Source organism: Streptomyces sp. NPDC048734 (assembly GCF_043198675.1).
Classification (GTDB): domain Bacteria; phylum Actinomycetota; class Actinomycetes; order Streptomycetales; family Streptomycetaceae; genus Streptomyces.
The window spans coordinates 121,664-137,961 of record NZ_JBICUZ010000007.1 but is presented as its reverse complement, the minus strand read 5'-3'; the positions used below and the strand labels follow the sequence as shown (position 1 = coordinate 137,961).

Sequence of the window (16,298 nt, the reverse complement as noted above, 5' to 3'; positions counted from 1 at the left end):
CTCATCTTCCTTGTCGGGCGTCCCGCTCGCTTTCTACCGTGGTGTCACCCCCAGTCGACCGCGCAGGAAAAGCGGAGGAACCCCTCTGTGACCGTCAGCCGTGTGCCGCGCCTTCGGCGCTTCCTCGTCTGTGAACCCAGACACTTCGCGGTGCAGTACGCGATCAATCCCTGGATGCATCCCGACTCCCCCGTCGACGTCGACCTCGCGCACGAGCAGTGGCAGGCGCTGATCAGCGCCTACCGTGCGCACGGCCACACCGTCGACACCCTCGAGCCCGCCCCCGGGCTGCCCGACATGGTCTTCGCCGCGAACTCGGCGGTCGTCGTCGACGGCCGCGTCTTCGGCTCCCTCTTCCACGCGCCGGAGCGGCGCGACGAGTCCACCCACTACGACACGTGGTTCAGGACGGCGGGCTTCGACGTCCACCGGCCCGCGTCCGTCTGCGAGGGCGAGGGCGATCTGGTGTGGACCGGCCGGTACATGCTGGCCGGCACCGGGTTCCGCACCACCCGGGAGGCGCACCGGGAGGTGCAGGAGTTCTTCGGGCACCCGGTGGTCAGCCTGACGCTGGTGGACCCGCACTTCTACCACCTGGACACGGCGCTGTTCGTGCTGGACGGCGGGCCCGACGGAAACATCGCCTACTACCCCGAGGCGTTCTCGCCGGGCAGCCGTGCGGTGCTCGCCCGGCTCTATCCGGACGCGGTGCTCGCCACCCGCGACGACGCGATGACGTTCGGGCTGAACTCCGTCTCCGACGGCCGCAACGTCTTCATCGCGCCGCGTGCCGAGGCGCTCGCCGGCCGCCTCGCCGACCACGGCTACGTCCCCGTCCCCGTCGACCTCTCGGAGTTCCAGAAGGCCGGAGGTGGCATCAAGTGCTGCACCCAGGAGATCCGTCCATGACCGCACCCGCCCGCACGCGTTCGTCCGCCGACCTGATCCGGGCCGAGGAGCCCGTCCTCGCGCACAACTACCACCCGCTGCCCGTGGTCGTCGCGCGTGCCGAGGGGGTCTGGGTGGAGGACGTCGAGGGCCGCCGCTACCTCGACATGCTGGCCGGGTACTCGGCGCTGAACTTCGGGCACCGCCATCCGCTGCTGATCGAGGCCGCGCACCGCCAGCTGGACCGGCTGACGCTCACCTCCCGCGCCTTCCACAACGACCGGCTCGCCGAGTTCGCGGAACGGCTCGCACGGCTGACCGGGCTGGACATGGTGCTGCCGATGAACACCGGCGCCGAGGCCGTCGAGAGCGGGATCAAGGTGGCCCGCAGGTGGGCGTACGACGTGAAGGGGGTGCCGGCCGACCGGGCGACCGTCGTGGTCGCCGCGGACAACTTCCACGGCCGTACGACGACGATCGTCAGCTTCTCGACGGACGAGACGGCGCGGGCCGGGTTCGGGCCGTTCACGCCGGGGTTCCGGATCGTGCCGTACAACGACCTGGCGGCGCTGGAGGCGGCGGTCGACGAGACGACGGCGGCCGTGCTGATCGAGCCGATCCAGGGCGAGGCCGGCGTCGTCGTCCCGGACGACGGCTACCTGGCCGGGGTGCGGGAGCTGACCCGGCGCCGGGGCTGCCTCTTCGTCGCCGACGAGATCCAGTCCGGGCTCGGGCGGACGGGCCGGACGCTGGCCGTCGACCACGAGGGGGTCGTCCCGGACGTGCTGCTGCTCGGCAAGGCGCTGGGCGGCGGGATCGTGCCGGTGTCCGCCGTCGTGGCGCGGCGGGACGTGCTGTCCGTGCTGCGGCCGGGTGAGCACGGGTCGACGTTCGGCGGGAACCCGCTGGCGGCGGCGGTGGGGACGGCGGTGGTGTCGCTGCTGGAGACCGGTGAGTTCCAGGCGCGGGCGGCCGCGCTGGGGAGTGTCCTGCGGGACGGTCTGTCCCGGCTGGTCGGCCGGGGAGTCGTCGGGTTCCGCGCGCGCGGGCTGTGGGCGGGGGTCGACGTGGACCCGGCGATCGGCACCGGCAGGGAGATCGGCGAACGGCTGCTCGCGCGGGGCGTCCTGGCCAAGGACACCCACGGTTCCACCATCCGGCTGGCCCCGCCCCTGACGATCACGGAGGAGGAGCTGCGGATGGCCCTGGGAACGCTGGAGGAGGTGCTGGGGGCCTAGTCGGCGGGGCCCTCAGGGGTCCGGGGGATTCCCCAGGGCGGCGGTTCCCCTTACCGGAGGAGGTTTCACCCGGGGACGATCCCCCGGGGGCCCGCGGGGCGGTTCTCCGGGGCTGCGGGGCTGCGAGGTTCCGGGACTGCGAGGCTACGAGGCTGCGAGGCTGCGAGGCTGCGAGGCTGCGAGGGCGACTCTCTCGCGGGTTCTTCGCCCCCGCCCGCCCCCTTCCTCCAGTCCAGGCGTTCCGCCCCTCGGCCCCGGTCCCGCGACAGCCGCAGTGCGGTGGTCGCGATGCCCTCCACGAGGTAGCGGTGCGGTGCGGCGCGCCGCCACGCCCGCGGAGAGTCTCGGGGCTGGTCTCCGCGGGCGCTCGCTCCCTCGGCCCCGGGGGCTGCCCCCGCACTGCGGGGGCGAGGACCGCGTGCGCGTGCTGCGGTGGTGTGCGGCACCCGGCCTGCGGCGGGCCGGGGCGACCGGCTCCCGGGTGGATCCGTGTGCGGGCCGCGTGTGGGGCAGGCCCGGGCGCGCCGGGTGTGGCCGGCCGATGGGGCCGGACGGAGGACCGCGTGCGCGTGCTGTGGCTGTGTGCGGCACCCGGCCTGCGGCGGGCCGGGGCGACCGGCTCCGGAGTGGGGCCGCGTGCGGGCCGTGCGTGATGGCCGGCCGGTGGGCCGCCTGCGGGGCCGGGCGTGGGCCTGGGCCCTTGTCCGCGTCGTGGTTCCGGTCGGGACCGGGGCCGGGGCAGGGTCGCCCTGCCAGAGGCCGTCCTCGGGGTGCGGGGTGAAGATGGAGTCGAGAGGTGGGAGAGGACTCACAGGACCATCAGGACTCTCAGCGACAGAGAGGTCGGCCGTGGGCAGTCACGACCTGGACGATGTTGCCCGCCGGCGGTTCGACGTGGCGGATGCCGTACCCCTGCTGCTCGATGCGCGTGGCGTGGTGACCAGCTGGACCAGGGACGCCGAGCGGCTGTTCGGCTACGGGGCCGCGGAGGCGGTGGGCAAGGGCCTGGCCGGGCTGCTGACGGTGGGGGACGCCGCGCGGGTGCCGGACGTGCTGGAGCGGTGCCGCCGGTCCGGTGGCTGGGCGGGGCTGCTGTCGGCCCGCCGCAAGAACCGGCAGCCGGTGCCCGTGATGGCGCGGATCACCTCGGCGGACGAGCCCGGCGGACCGTGGCGCTGGCTGGTCCTGGTGAACGAGATGGGCGAAGCGCACGGCTGGAGCATGAGCCGTGACGTGCTGGAGCAACTGGTCGCCGGCTCGCCGATCGGCATCGCGATCGTGGACACGGACCTGCGGTTCGTGTGGTCGAACACGGCCCTGACCCGGTTCGGCGGCGGCGCGCCCGACAGCCGGCTGGGGCTGCGGCTGGCGGACGTCCAGCCGGGCTTCGACGCGGAGGCGGTCGAGGCGCAGATGCGGCAGGTGCTGGAGACCGGCGAGCCCGTCGTCGGCTACGAGCACGTCGGGCGGATGCGGGCCGCTCCACTCCGCGAGACGGCGCACATGCTGTCGTTCACCCGCCTGGACGACGACCACCGCCAGCCGATGGGCGTCTACTACACCGTCGTGGACATCACCGACCGGCACCGCGCCCGGCAGCGTCTCGCCCTCCTGGACCGGGCCGGCCGGCACATCGGCCGCAGCCTGGACATCGCCCGGACCGCACAGGAACTCGCCGAGGTGGTGGTCCCCGGTTTCGCCGACGCCGTAGCCGTGGACCTCCTGGAGTCGGTGCTGCGGGGGGCCGAGCCCGTGGTGGGACGGGCGGCGCGGCCGGACGGGTCGATGGTGCTGCGCAGGGCCGGGCAGCGGTCGGCGGCGGACGGCCCGCGGCCGGACGGGGAGACGGGGTCCGGCCCCGACGCCGTCGTGGCTCACCGAGCCGGTTCCCCCGCTGTCCGCTGTCTGGTCACCGGGCGGTCCTGGTGGGCGGAGCGGCTCTGGCCGGACGCCGCGGACTGGGGCCGGGACCTTCCGCCGCTGGGCGCCGCGCCGAGGGCCGGCGGGGGGCCGCCGAGCGTGCTGATCGTGCCCGTGCGGGCCCGTGGCGCCACCCTGGGGGTGGCCACGTTCCTGCGCCGCGCCACGCAGGAGCCCTTCTGCGAGGACGACGTGGCACTGGCCGAGGACCTCGTCTCGCGCGCCGGCGTCTGCGTGGACAACGCACGCCGTTACACCCGCGAGCGGGACGCCGCCCTGGTGCTGCAGCGCAGTCTGCTCCCGCACCGGCTGCCCGAACAGGAGGCGGTCGAGGTGGCAGCCTACTACCGGCCGGCGGACGAGCTGACCGGCCTCGGCGGCGACTGGTACGACCTCATCCCGCTCTCGGGGGCCCGCGTGGCCCTCGTGGTGGGCGAGGTGCAGGGTCACGGCATCGACGCCGCCGCGGCCATGGGGCGGCTGCGCACCGCCGTCCGCACCCTCGCCGCGCTGGAGCTGCCGCCCGACGAGGTCCTCGCCCACCTCGACGACCAGGTGGCGCGCACGGCGCAGGAGAACGCGGGAGAGGGCACGGCGGCCGCGGCGGAGGACGTGGCGCAGGCCGTGGAGGCCGGGTGTCTGTACGTGGTGTACGACCCCGTCGACGGGCGGTGCGCGATGGCCTCCGCCGGACATCCCGCCCCTGCGGTCGCGCTGCCCGACGGCACGATCGCGTTCGTCGACCTGCCGCAGGGGCCGCCGCTCGGGGCGGGCGGGCCGCCCTTCGAGTCGGCCGAGCTGCTGCTGCCGGAGGGCAGCACGCTGGCGCTGCACACGGACGGACTGCTGGCCCAGGGCGGGCGGGAGACGCCGGAGGCCACCCGGGAACAGTTGGTGCGGGCCCTGAAGGCGCAGGCGGAGTCGCTCGACCTGCGCTGCCGGACGGTGGTCGACCTGCTGGTCCCGGAGCACCCGCACGACGACGTGGCCCTGCTGATGGCCCGTACCCGGCGACTGCCACCGGACCGGGTCGCGCAGTGGGAACTGCCCGCCGATCCGGCCGCGGTCGCAGAGGCCCGCAAGGCCGCGGCCCGCCGGCTCGCGGAGTGGGACCTCGCGGAGCTGTCGTTCACCACCGAGCTGGTCGTCAGCGAGCTGGTCACCAACGCCATCCGGTACGCCGACGGTCCGATCCTGCTCCGCCTGATCCGCGAGCGCACCCTGGTCTGCGAGGTGCACGACGGCGGCGCCACCGCTCCCCATCTGCGCCACCCCCGCACCACCGACGAGGGCGGCCGCGGCCTGCTGCTGGTCTCCCAGATGACCCGGCGCTGGGGCACGCGCTTCCTCTCCGACGGAAAGATCATCTGGGCCGAGCAGTCCCTCGCCGACCCCGGCGTCTGACGCACCCTCCGCCACACCCCACCCTCCGGCCACAGCATGCGAAAATAGCCCAAAAACCGGCAGATGGGGCGCGGCCATGAACGACTCGGCGATCGACTACGCGGCGGTGTTCCAGTCCCTGCCCGGCATGGTGGCGCTGCTGACCCCGGCCCTGGTGTACGCCGACGCCAACGAGGAGTTCCTGCGCGTGTCCGGCCGCCGGCGCGAGCAGGTGGTCGGCCGTCACCTCTTCGAGGTCTTCCCCGACAACCCGCACGACCCCGCCGCCAGCGGCATGCGCAACCTGGAGGCCTCGCTGCGCCGGGTGCTGGCGACCGGCGAACGCGACGCGATGGCACTGCAGCGCTACGACGTGGAGTCGCCGGACCGGCCCGGCGAGTGGGACGAGCGGTACTGGAGTCCCGTCAACGCGCCCGTGCGCGACGGGGACGGCTCGGTGGTGCTGCTGGTGCACCGCGTCGAGGATGTCACCGAGCTGATCCGGGCCCGGGGCGGCGGCGCGGGGGGCCCTGCCGGGAGCCGGGCCCGGGTGCTGGAGGCCGAGCTGTACACGCGTGCGCGCGAACTCCAGGAACTGAACGAGCGTCTGCGGCTGGCGCACACCCGCGAGCGCGAGGTGGCCCTGGCCCTCCAGGAGGCGATGCTGCCGCCCCGCCGGCAGGTCGGCCGCCACCAGGTGGCGGTCCGCTACCGTCCGGCGGCCGGCGCGCTCAACGTCTGCGGCGACTGGTACGACCTCGTCGACCTGGTCGGCGGCAACCGGATCGGGGTGTCGGTGGGCGACGTCGTCGGGCACGGGCTGGCCGCCGCGGGCGTGATGGGACAGCTGCGCAGCGCGCTCAGTGCCGCCTCCCGGGTGGCGGCGGGCCCCGCCCAGGCGCTGGACGTGCTCGGCCGCTACGCCCACGTCGTGGACGGCGCCGAGTCGGCGACGGCGGTGACGACGTTCATCGACTGCGACGACCACACCGTCACCTACAGCAGCGCGGGGCATCCCCCGCCGGTGCTGGTGCACCCCGACGGCCACGTGGAGTTCCTCGACCGGGCCACCGATCCCCCGCTCGACGCCCGCCCCGATCCCCGGCCCCGGCCGCAGGCGTCCACCGCCTACGCGCCGGGCGCACTGCTCGCGCTGTACACCGACGGCCTGGTGGAACGGCGGCGCGAGGACATCGACACCGGCCTCGCACGGCTCGCCGGCTCCCTGACCCGCCACCGGCACGCCGACCCGGAGGAGATAGCCGACGCCGTCCTGCTGGAGCTGCTGCCGCACGGGGGCGCCACCGACGACACGGCTCTCGTCGTCGTCCGGCTGTGACCGCCGACGACGTTGCGCCGCGGGGTTCGTGACGTCGATGCGCGCGGGTTCCTGCCGTGCGCCGCCCCGCCTAGACTTGCACCCCGCACCATGCCGGTTGACCTGCTGGGACACGGCGGTTGAGCCGATCCGCCGGATTGAGGAGCCACCCGTTGTTCTACTACCTCCTGAAGTACGTGGTGCTGGGACCGCTCCTGCGCCTGCTGTTCCGGCCCCGTATCGAAGGGCTCGAGCACGTGCCGGCGTCCGGGGCGGCGATCGTCGCGGGCAACCACCTGTCGTTCTCGGACCACTTCCTGATGCCGGCGATCCTCAAGCGGCGCATCACGTTCCTCGCGAAGGCCGAGTACTTCACGGGCTCCGGGGTGAAGGGCCGGCTGACCGCGGCGTTCTTCCGCAGTGCGGGGCAGATCCCGGTCGACCGCTCCGGCAAGGACGCGGGTCAGGCCGCCATCCGTGAGGGCCTCGGCGTACTGGGCAAGGACGAGCTGCTCGGCATCTACCCGGAGGGCACCCGCTCGCACGACGGCCGTCTCTACAAGGGCAAGGTGGGGGTCGCGGTGATGGCCCTGAAGGCCGGGGTGTCCGTCGTGCCCTGCGCGATGATCGGCACGTTCGAGGCGCAGCCGCCCGGCAAGAAGATCCCGCACATCCGCCCCGTGGCGATCCGCTTCGGCGAGCCCCTCGACTTCTCCCGCTACGCCGGCATGGAGGGCGAGAAGGCGGTCCTGCGCGCGATCACCGACGAGATCATGTACGCGATCCTGGCGCTGTCGGGGCAGGAGTACGTGGACCGGTACGCGGCCGAGGTCAAGGCGGAGGAAGCGGCGGCTAAGGAGAGGGCGCGAAAGTTCCCTCGTTTTCCCACGCGTTGACACCGGCGGGACGGAACGGGGTTACGGGGGACGGCGGTACGGGTGAGGGGCGGCCGGGATGATCCGGCCGCCCCTCGCTGTCGTGTCGGCCGCTACGGCGAGGCCGTCGCGGCCCTCACGGCAAAGCCGTCGCGGAGCCTACGGCTTGGGCGTGGCGTGCGGGGCGCAGGTCACGTCCGCGGTGTCCAGCTCGCCCGTCAGGAGGTAGGTGTCCACCCGGGTGTTGATGCAGGAGTTGGCCAGGCTGGTGACGCCGTGGGAGCCCGCGTCCTTCTCGGTGATCAGGCGGGAGCCCTTGAAGCGCTGGTGCAGTTCGACGGCACCCTCGTAGGGGGTGGCCGCGTCCCGCTCGGACTGCACGATGAGCACCGGCGGAAGGCCCTTGTGGGTCTTGACGTTCACCGGGGTCTGCTGCTTGACCGGCCAGGTGGCGCACGGCAGGTTCATCCAGGCGTTGGCCCAGGTCATGAACGGATGGTCCTTGTGCAGACGCGTGTTGTCGCGGTCCCACTTGTTCCAGTTGGTGGGCCACTTGGCGTCGGCGCACTCGACGGCCGTGTAGACGGCGTTGCCGTTCTCGGAGGCGGCGTTGCCGGCCGTGTCCGACAGGTCGGGGGCGGCGGCGTCGACGAGGGCCTGGGTGTCACCGGCGACGTACTTGCTGAAGACGGTGGCGACCGGGACCCAGGAGGAGTCGTAGTACGGGGCGCTCTGGAAGAAGGAGATCAGCTCGGCGGGGCCGACGACGCCGCCGAGGGGGCTCTTCTTGGCCGTGGCGCGCAGGTCGAGCCACTTGGCCTGGACGGCGGCACGGGTGGTGCCGAGGTGGAAGGTCGCGTCGTTGGCGGCGACCCAGTCCTGCCAGTCCTTCCAGCGGCCCTCGAAGGCGACGTCCTGGTCGAGGTTGGCCTGGTACCAGATCTTCTCCCGCGAGGGGTTCACCACGCTGTCGACGACCATGCGGCGCACGTGCCCCGGGAACAGGGTGCCGTAGACGGCGCCGAGGTAGGTGCCGTAGGAGACGCCGAGGAAGTTCAGCTTCTTCTCACCGAGGGCGGCGCGGATGACGTCGAGGTCGCGCACGGTGTTCGGCGTGGTCATGTACGGCAGCATGTCGCCGCTGCGCTCGTGGCAGCCCTCGGCGTACTCGCGGGCGAGCCTGCGCTGGGCGCGCTTGTCGGCCTCGGTGTCCGGGACGGGGTCGGCCTTGGGCGCCTTGACGAACTCCTGCGGGTCGACGCAGGAGATGGGCGCGGAGTGGCCGACGCCGCGCGGGTCGAAGCCCACGAAGTCGTAGGCCTTGGCGATGTTGGCCCAGACCGGGGCCTTGGTGGTGACCCGGCGCGGGAAGCGCAGGCCGGAGCCGCCGGGGCCGCCGGGGTTGTAGACGAGGGCGCCCTGGCGCTCCTCCTTCGTCCCGGTGTTGCCGATGCGGTCGACGGCGATCTTGATCTGCTTGCCGTCGGGCCTGGCGTAGTCGAGCGGCACGGTCACGTAGCCGCACTGGATGGGCTTCTCCAGCCCCCAGTCGGCGGGACAGTCCTGCCAGTCGACGCCGGCCTTGGCGGCCCGCTCCGCGGCGATCGCGGCGCCGCGCATCTCGCGGTCCTGCCCCGACCGGTCACCGGTCGCGCTCGCGGTCGGTGCCATGACCGCGCCGGCCACCAGCGTCGCGGCGACGAGTGCGCCGACCGAGCCGAGCGCCGCCGTCCGTCCGGTAGGTCGTATGTCCCTCAAGTGGGACCTCCCCGTATCTCAGTTCGTCGTTCAGAACGTCAGTACGGGATCCTTGCCGCTGTGAGGTCCCTGAGAACAGGTGTCGTTGACCTTCTTTGCCAATCCGATAACCGGAGAGACACGTCCCGCTCACCGGATGAACGCCGGACTCAGGTCAGGGACTTGAGGGCCGCGTCCAGGACGCGCCGCAGCCGCAGGCCGTCCGGCGCGACCGCGGTCACCAGAACGGCGGGCCCGGCCAGCGGCACCAGCGTGGCGCTGTCGCCGAGCATCCGGGCGGAGACCGGATCGTCGGCGAACTCCGGTCTCACGACGACCAGTTGACCGACGGCTCGATGTCCCGCGAGGACGGCGGGTCCGTCCCAGCCACCGGGGGCGCCCGGCCCGCAGGCCAGTTCCTGGACGAGGACGGCACGCCCGCCGACCCGCACGACGAGCCGGCTGGTGAGCCGGCCGGGCTCCTCGCCGACCCGGCCGAGCACCTGCTCCTCGCGCAGGACGAGCCGGGCGCCCGGGGCGAGGTCGGCACGGGTGGTGACGTGCAGGTCGCTGCCCCGCGCGGAGATCAACGGCTCCGGGAGCCAGTGCAGTTCGCCGCCGTCGGCGATGTCCAGCCGAACCGTGTAACGGGCCTCGTCCTTGACCTGGCCGGGCAGGGCGATGGTGGCGGCGGCCGAGCCGACGCGCAGCCGGGCGCCGCCGTCGACGTCCGCCTCGACGGCGAAGCGGTCGCCGCCGAGCGGTCCGCTCATCGCGCCGACCAGCACGACGCGGGCCTCGTCGGCGTCACCGCGGGTCCGCCGCAGCGCGAGCGGTCCGTCGCTCTCCAGGACGGGCAGGGCGGTGCCGCCACGACCGTCCGCACGGGCCCGGATCCGCGCGGTGGCGTGCACACCGCTCATGTCAGGCCGTCCACGCGGCGAGCCGCTCCCGTACCCACGCGGCGACCTGCCGTACGCCGTCCTCGTTCCGCAACGACTGGAACACCACGGGGAGTTCGGCGCGCTGCGCCTTGGCGTCGGCGGCCATCCGGGCGAGGTCGGAGCCGACGTACGGCGCGAGGTCGGTCTTGTTGACGACGAGGAGGTCGGCGGTAGTGACGCCGGGCCCGCCCTTGCGGGGGATGTCGTCCCCTCCGGCGACGTCGATGACGAAGATCTGGGCGTCCACGAGCCCCTTGGAGAAGGTGGCGGTGAGGTTGTCCCCGCCGGACTCCACCAGGACGAGGTCCAGTGGCCCCACCTCGTCCTCCAGGTCCTCCACCGCTTCGAGGTTGGCGGAGATGTCGTCCCGGATCGCGGTGTGCGGGCAGGCCCCCGTCTCGACGGCGGTGATCCGCTCGGGCGGCAGTACGGCCTCCCGCAGCAGGAACTCGGCGTCCTCGCGGGTGTAGATGTCGTTGGTGACGACCGCCAGCGAGAGCTCGTCGCGCAGCGCCCGGCAGAGCGCGGCCACGGTGGCGGTCTTCCCGGACCCGACGGGCCCGCCGAGCCCGATCCGCAGGGCGCGACGGGCCCCGTCGGGCCGCCGGGCATCGGCGCTGACGGCGGCGGGACCGTGGTGGAAGTGGTCAAGATGCATGTACGGCTCCTTTTTCGACCGGCCGGGACCGGCTGGGCTGCACGGCCCGTCCGGGGGTGCCCCCTCCGGGGGAGTGTGAGGACGAGGCCGTTCAGGCCGATGGGGGGGGCGGGGGCACAGTCCTCCGGGGACGGGAGGGGAAGGGGCGGCGGGGGCGAGGAACCTCAGGACGCGAACAACCGCACGCCCCAACCCGCATGTGCCTCCGCCCCGATCTCCAGCAACGGCGCGGACACGGCGGGCAGCACCTCCACTCCCTCGCTCAGCACCGCCACCCCCGCGACCACCGCCCGCTCGACGAGCCCGTCCACCTCCGGAGCCACCCGCGCCAGCACAGCCGTCGCCTCGAACGGATCGAGGCTCAGCAACCGCACGACCGCCGAAGCCGGTCCGCTCACGCTCTCGTACGCCGCGCAGTACGCCGCGTCCCCGGGCTCGAGCCCGGCCGCACGGGCCGTCAGCCCGAGCACCACCGGCTGATGCGCACCCTTGGGGAACTTCCGTGCCAGCGCGTCCAGTTCGGCGTCGGGCCAGGTGACCCGCGCCGCCCGGAGCAGCTGCCGGCCCAGTCGGCGGGCGGCCACCCGCAACGCGGGCGACGGTGTCCGCGCGTCGGCGGCGGCGTCCAGTCCGCCGGGGTCGGCCCCGGCCGCCGCGGCCGCGGCCAGCGCCGCCGCCACCAGCCCGGCCGTGTGCAGCCGGCCGCGGCAGAAGTCCTCCAGGCCCGCCGCGCCGGTGATCCGGCCCGCCTTGACCGCTTCCTCGGCTCCGCCGGAGTGGGCGTGCCCGCCGGCGGGGAAGCGTCCGTCGGCGAGGACGAGAAGTGCCGCCCTGCTCATCGCGGGCTCATCAGAAGAGGAAGTAGCGCTGGGACATGGGCAGTTCGGCTGCCGGTTCCGCCTCGACCAGTTCGCCGTCGATGCGTACGGCGAAGCTGTCGGGGTCGACCTCGACCCGCGGCCGGGCGTCGTTCTCCCGCATGTCGGCCTTGGTGACACCCCGCGTGGAGTCGATCGCGACGAACCTCTTGCCGAGCTGCAGGCGTTCGGGGAGCCCGTCCTCGATCGCCAGTGGTGCGACGAAGTTGAACGAGTTGGACGCCGGCGCCCGGCCGATCGCCCCGTACATGGGACGCGGCAGGATCGGCTGCGGGGTGGGGATCGACGCGTTGGCATCGCCCATCTGCGCGTACGCGATCTGCCCGCCCTTGATGACGAGGTGCGGCTTGACGCCGAAGAACGCCGGTTCCCACAGGACGAGGTCGGCCAGCTTGCCGGTCTCGACGGAGCCGATCTCCCTCGCCAGCCCCTGCGCGAGCGCGGGATTGATCGTGTACTTGGCGACGTAGCGGCGTACCCGGTGGTTGTCGGCGCCGCCGTCCCCGGGCAGCGCGCCCCGGCGTCGCTTCATCACGTGCGCCGTCTGCCAGGTCCGCAGGACGACCTCGCCGACCCGGCCCATCGCCTGGCTGTCGGAGGAGATGATCGAGATGGCGCCGAGGTCGTGGAGGACGTCCTCCGCGCCGATCGTGGAGGGCCTGATCCGGGACTCGGCGAAGGCGAGGTCCTCCGGCACCGCGGGGTTCAGGTGGTGGCAGACCATCAGCATGTCGAGGTGTTCCTCGGCGGTGTTGACGGTGTAGGGCCGGGTCGGGTTCGTCGAACTCGGCAGCACGTGCGGCTCGGAGACGACGGTCATGATGTCGGGCGCGTGCCCACCGCCCGCACCCTCGGTGTGGTACGCGTGGATGCCGCGGCCGGCGATCGCAGCGAGCGTGTCGCCCACGAATCCGGCCTCGTTCAGCGTGTCCGTGTGGATGGCGACCTGGATGCCGGTGCGGTCGGCGACCGTGAGGGAGGCGTCGATGACGGCCGGGGTGGAGCCCCAGTCCTCGTGCAGCTTCAGGCCCAGCGCGCCGCCCCGGATCTGGGAGAGCATCGCCTCGTGGGAGACGGTGTTGCCCTTGCCGAGGAAACCGACGTTGAGCGGGTAGTGCTCCATCGCCTCCAGCATGCGGGCCAGGTGCCAGGGGCCGGGCGTCACGGTGGTCGCCTTCGAGCCCTCGGCCGGCCCGGTGCCGCCCCCGACCAGGGTGGTCACGCCCGCGGACAGCGCCTCGTCGGCGATCTGGGGGCAGATGAAGTGGACGTGCGCGTCGATCGCGCCGGCCGTGAGGATCCGTCCGTTGCCGGCGATGACCTCGGTCTCGGGCCCGATCACCAGGTCGGGGTGGACACCGTCCATGGTGTCGGGGTTGCCGGCCTTGCCGATGCCGGTGATGCGCCCGTCACGGATGCCGATGTCGGCCTTGACGATGCCCCAGTGGTCGACGACGACGGCCCCGGTGATGACGGTGTCCGGCGTGCCGTCCGCGCGTGTGGCGCGCGCCTGGCCCATGGACTCCCGGATGACCTTGCCGCCGCCGAACACGGCCTCGTCACCGGCGAGGCCCGGCCCGCCGGAGCGGTCCTCCTCGATCTCGACGATCAGGTCGGTGTCGGCGAGCCGGATGCGGTCCCCGGTGGTCGGCCCGAACAGATCGGCGTACGCGGCACGCGAGATCTCAGGCATCGAGGGCACCTCCGGTCTCCCCGCGCAGGCCGGGCACGACCCTGGCGCCGGCGAGCGGTACGAGTTCGACGTCGACGGGGATCCCGGGCTCGAAGCGCACGGCGGTGCCGGCGGCGACGTTCAGCCGCTTGCCGCGCGCGGCGGCACGGTCGAACTCCAGCCCGGGGTTGGCCTCGGCGAAGTGGTAGTGGGAGCCGACCTGGACGGGCCGGTCGGCGGCGTTGAGGACGGTGAGCCGGGTGATCTCGCGGCCCGCGTTGTAGACGATCGGGCCGGACCCGAACAGGATCTCGCCGGGAATCATCGAGGCCCCCTCAGACGATCGGGTCGTGGACGGTGACGAGCTTGGTGCCGTCCGGGAAGGTCGCCTCGACCTGCACGTCGTGGATCATCTCGGGGATGCCCTCCATGACGTCGTCACGGGTGAGCAGCCTGCGGCCGGAGGCCATCAGCTCGGCGACGGTACGGCCGTCCCGCGCCCCCTCGAGGATGTGCGCGGTGATCAGGGCGACGGCCTCGGGGTGGTTGAGCCTGAGCCCCCGGGCCCTGCGCTTCTCGGCGACGTCGGCGGCCACATGGATGAGCAGCCTCTCCTGCTCGTGCGGGGTCAGTTGCACGTCCCACCTCACCTCCTCGCTCCGGACCGTGCGGGGTCCGGTTGCCGCGGCCATCCGGCGAAGTGCCTGGTGGCGTGGAGGGGCAGGCTAGTTGGACCGCGTTTCGAGGACGTTAACCGAGCTGTGATACGTGCGCCCGGTGCGTGCCCGGTCCGTGCTCAGCTGCGCGCCCGGCGCGCGGGTCCGGCGTGCGCTGCGGTCCGCGGGTCCGGCGTGCGCTGCGGTCCGCGGGTCCGGCGTGCGCTGCGGTCCGCGGGTCCGGTCCGTACGTCCGGTCCGCGCGCCTAGGAGGGATCGGTCCCGCGGTGTTCCGCCGCGATCCCGAACCGCTGCCGTTCGCGGGAAGCGGACGCCGCGTCGCGGACGGCCGAGACCGAGCTGATCACCCGCTCCCCGGCCGGGGCGTCGGGTGCGTCCAGCGCGTCGAGCCGCTCGAGGTCGGAAGCGGAGACGAGGGCGACGAGGGGCTTGCCGTGCCGCGTCACGACGACGCGCTCACCGCCGTACACCACCCGGTTGATCAGGTCGGCGAGTTCAGCCCTGGCTTGTGTCACCGGAATCTCGTAGGCCATGGACCCATTCTAACGTGACGTACGTCCTGTACATTTTTACCGATGCCGAAGAAGGGGGTTCCCATGGCCCGACCGACCGCCCGCCGCACCCCGGACGCGGGGTGAGCCGCCGATGCTTCCCGAGCTGCCGCCACTGCCGGCGCTGACCCGCGCCGAGGCCGAGCTGATCGACCGTTACCTGGAGGTGGTCGACCTGGTCGGCCGCGTCAATCCCGCCCGGCGCGCAGACACGTACGGCGGGCTGCGGGCCGCCCAGGCGCTGGTGGGCCGGGCGACCGCGCTGCGGGACGCGCTGACGCTGATGCACCAGCGGGGCGAGAGCGAGCTGCACGCGCCCACGCTCGCGCGGGCGCTGCGCCTCCTCGACGGGGAGCGCCGCACGGCGCGCGTCACGATGCCGCCGCTCTCCGACAGTTGACCCGTGTCCGTCCGGTCCGGGCGGCGGGCACGGAGCACGTGACGTCCGGACCGGGACACAAACGGACCAAATGACGTACCCCTGTTCGGCGTACCGTTGGCCGCTTTCCCCGACCCCACAAGTTGCGCCGAGGACCGCGAAAGTGGGCGGAATCCGAGGTTCCCGTGCTGGTCGGAGGCCTGGTGGCATCTTGACATCTGATCGAACATCAGGGTGTCCACCCGAACGGGCGAGTGGTGAGTAACCCCACAAATCCCCGGTTCCGTTGGGATTTTCGGACATCGGTGAGCCAAGATCCCTGACTGACGACAAGCCCCCGCCACAAGCGGCGGGGCGGTCCGGGCGGACGCCGAGTCCTGCCGCCGCCCGGATGCCCGAGTCGACAGGAGTGCACCGGCAGGAGTGGAGGACCCGAGCAAGCCGGGTTGCCGGACCGACCGTCCCCGACAGGGAGGCGCCGGGCCGAGCAGCCCTTGGGGTGAAGCCGCAGCAGCGGCCGGGCAACTTCGCCAGCCCGAATCCGACAGGTCATCCTTCACAGGCGGCTGACGAAGGGTTGCGCATGACTGCGCTCAATCGTGTTCCGTCCCTCATGGCCCGGGCCGGTACGGCCTCGGCGTTCGCCATCGCCGCCGTCGGCGGCTCGATCGTGGTCCCGGGTGTGGCGTCCGACGCCGCGGCCGCCACCCCGGCGACGAAGGCGCTGAAGATCGCCGCCTCCAAGAAGGGCTCCCCGTACCGGTACGGGGCCACCGGGCCGAACCGGTTCGACTGCTCCGGGCTGACGCTGTACTCGTTCAAGAAGGCCGGCAAGAAGCTGCCGCGTACGGCCGCCCAGCAGTACAACAAGACGCGCCACATCTCCGCCGGCAGCCGCAAGGCCGGGGACCTGGTGTTCTTCCACTCGGGGTCGAACGTCTACCACGTCGGGATCTACGCCGGTAAGGGCAAGATCTGGCACTCCCCGAAGACCGGGGACGTGGTGAGGCTCCAGAAGATCTGGACCAAGAGCGTCTGGTACGGCCGGGTCAAGTGACCTCCCGGGGCGGGGGGGGGGGGCCCCCCGCCCCCCCCCCCCCCCCCCCCCCCCCCCCCCCCCCCCCCACGGCCCCCTGGTGCGGACGCTCAGCAGCCATCTCGCCTACTACCGGCGCTGGGC

15 protein-coding genes are annotated in these 16,298 nt (G+C 73.1%); 7 read left to right on the top strand and 8 right to left on the bottom strand.

Annotated elements, in window-relative coordinates; genetic code table 11:
- Positions 1–87 precede the first annotated feature (87 nt).
- The 5 genes from ddaH (at position 88) to ACGFQC_RS20080 (ending at position 7,643) form a co-directional block, all read left to right on the top strand.
- Entirely contained in the window at positions 88–909 is an 822-nt protein-coding gene (ddaH, locus tag ACGFQC_RS20100) for a dimethylargininase (protein WP_363089808.1), read from the top strand.
- Positions 906–2,126 carry an ornithine--oxo-acid transaminase gene (gene rocD / locus ACGFQC_RS20095; RefSeq protein ID WP_363089809.1) on the top strand — a complete coding sequence of 407 codons (1,221 nt, stop codon included), beginning with the start codon at positions 906–908 and terminating at the stop codon, positions 2,124–2,126. Before ddaH ends, rocD begins: the two co-directional genes overlap by 4 nt.
- Positions 2,127–2,975: 849 nt before the next feature.
- On the top strand, positions 2,976–5,450 hold the full coding sequence (locus ACGFQC_RS20090) for a SpoIIE family protein phosphatase (protein ID WP_363089810.1): 2,475 nt from the start codon (positions 2,976–2,978) through the stop codon (positions 5,448–5,450).
- Positions 5,451–5,526: 76 nt separating this feature from the next.
- Positions 5,527–6,768, top strand: coding sequence for a SpoIIE family protein phosphatase (locus ACGFQC_RS20085; RefSeq protein WP_363089811.1), 1,242 nt, complete (start codon positions 5,527–5,529; stop codon positions 6,766–6,768).
- Between the two features lie 152 nt (positions 6,769–6,920).
- Positions 6,921–7,643, top strand: coding sequence for a lysophospholipid acyltransferase family protein (locus ACGFQC_RS20080; protein WP_363089812.1), 723 nt, complete (start codon positions 6,921–6,923; stop codon positions 7,641–7,643).
- A 138-nt stretch (positions 7,644–7,781) separates the two neighbouring features.
- Here ACGFQC_RS20080 and ACGFQC_RS20075 read toward each other — a convergent pair whose 3' ends face one another.
- The 8 genes from ACGFQC_RS20075 to ACGFQC_RS20040 form a co-directional block, all read right to left on the bottom strand.
- Positions 7,782–9,380 carry an alpha/beta hydrolase gene (locus tag ACGFQC_RS20075; RefSeq protein WP_363089813.1) on the bottom strand — a complete coding sequence of 533 codons (1,599 nt, stop codon included), beginning with the start codon at positions 9,378–9,380 and terminating at the stop codon, positions 7,782–7,784.
- Between the two features lie 149 nt (positions 9,381–9,529).
- Positions 9,530–10,282 carry an urease accessory protein UreD gene (locus tag ACGFQC_RS20070; protein WP_363089814.1) on the bottom strand — a complete coding sequence of 251 codons (753 nt, stop codon included), beginning with the start codon at positions 10,280–10,282 and terminating at the stop codon, positions 9,530–9,532.
- Position 10,283: 1 nt separating this feature from the next.
- Positions 10,284–10,961, bottom strand: coding sequence for an urease accessory protein UreG (ureG, locus tag ACGFQC_RS20065; protein ID WP_363089815.1), 678 nt, complete (start codon positions 10,959–10,961; stop codon positions 10,284–10,286).
- Positions 10,962–11,125: 164 nt separating this feature from the next.
- Entirely contained in the window at positions 11,126–11,800 is a 675-nt protein-coding gene (locus ACGFQC_RS20060; RefSeq protein ID WP_363089816.1) for an urease accessory UreF family protein, read from the bottom strand.
- A gap of 10 nt (positions 11,801–11,810) precedes the next feature.
- Positions 11,811–13,532, bottom strand: coding sequence for an urease subunit alpha (locus tag ACGFQC_RS20055; protein WP_363089817.1), 1,722 nt, complete (start codon positions 13,530–13,532; stop codon positions 11,811–11,813).
- Positions 13,525–13,836, bottom strand: coding sequence for an urease subunit beta (locus ACGFQC_RS20050; RefSeq protein WP_363089818.1), 312 nt, complete (start codon positions 13,834–13,836; stop codon positions 13,525–13,527). The genes ACGFQC_RS20055 and ACGFQC_RS20050 overlap by 8 nt, the downstream gene beginning before the upstream one ends.
- Positions 13,837–13,846: 10 nt before the next feature.
- Entirely contained in the window at positions 13,847–14,149 is a 303-nt protein-coding gene (locus ACGFQC_RS20045; RefSeq protein ID WP_363089819.1) for an urease subunit gamma, read from the bottom strand.
- Positions 14,150–14,433: 284 nt separating this feature from the next.
- A complete protein-coding gene (locus ACGFQC_RS20040; RefSeq protein WP_363089820.1) occupies positions 14,434–14,721 on the bottom strand; it encodes a type II toxin-antitoxin system Phd/YefM family antitoxin in 288 nt (95 codons plus the stop codon).
- Positions 14,722–14,833: 112 nt separating this feature from the next.
- Here ACGFQC_RS20040 and ACGFQC_RS20035 point away from each other — a divergent pair, with 112 nt between their 5' ends.
- A complete protein-coding gene (locus ACGFQC_RS20035; protein WP_363089821.1) occupies positions 14,834–15,139 on the top strand; it encodes a hypothetical protein in 306 nt (101 codons plus the stop codon).
- Between the two features lie 562 nt (positions 15,140–15,701).
- On the top strand, positions 15,702–16,175 hold the full coding sequence (locus tag ACGFQC_RS20030; RefSeq protein WP_363089822.1) for a C40 family peptidase: 474 nt from the start codon (positions 15,702–15,704) through the stop codon (positions 16,173–16,175).
- Positions 16,176–16,298: the final 123 nt, after the last annotated feature.